Origin of the sequence: Abyssisolibacter fermentans, assembly GCF_001559865.1 — a bacterium.
Lineage (GTDB): Bacteria > Bacillota > Clostridia > Tissierellales > MCWD3 > Abyssisolibacter > Abyssisolibacter fermentans.
Genome location: NZ_LOHE01000047.1, coordinates 1 through 754 on the forward strand (window position 1 = coordinate 1; position 754 = coordinate 754).

At 32.9% G+C, this 754-nt stretch carries 1 protein-coding gene; it reads right to left on the minus strand.

What is annotated here, in order from left to right; translation table 11 throughout:
• Window positions 1-80 precede the first annotated feature (80 nt).
• Window positions 81-754 (minus strand): group II intron maturase-specific domain-containing protein (locus tag AYC61_RS07490; protein ID WP_082759844.1); only part of this gene is annotated, 674 nt, incomplete at its 5' end.

Genomic DNA, 754 nt, shown 5'->3' on the forward strand with positions numbered 1-754 from the left:
AATCGAGTAGGAGGTAATTGATTATTTCAATTACCGACCTCTCACACCACCAAGCGTACCGTTCGGTACTTGGCGGTTCATTAGGACAATCTGACTTTCTCGTACTGCAAAGATAGACTTTTAAAACCATGATTAATCAATTTTTGGTTAGTTATGGTTTTACTTAATATTGGACTACCTGCTATTCTCCAATACCCTTTTCGGGTATTGGCATGTTCCCATGCTTTTCCTTTTGGAACACCTAATCTTCTTAGACATTTATATCTTGTCTTAACCTTTTTCCATGTTTTCCAGATACAAGCCCTAAGTCTTCGGCGTGTCCATTTTTCTATCTCCTTAAGCTTCTTCTTCATATTTGCTAGTTTGTAGTAGTTAATCCATCCTACTGTTATTTGATTAAGTCTTTTTAACCTATATCCAAAATTCATACTAATATTTCTATTTGTAATTTCTTTTATCTTCTTTTTAAATCTTCTATAACTTTTCTCATGAACTCTGAATTTTACTCCGTCTTTAGTATAGTAGAATGTATACCCTAAGAACTTTCTCTTTATTGGCGAAGCCACTGCGCTTTTATTTGTGTTGACTTTTAATTTAAGCCTTTGTTTCAAATACTTTGTTATACTATCAAGAACACGCAACCCACTTCTTTTACTTTTGACATATATATTACAATCATCAGCATATCTACAGAATTTATGTCCTCTTTTCTCAAGTTCTTTATCTAGACTATCAAGCATTATATTACTGAGTA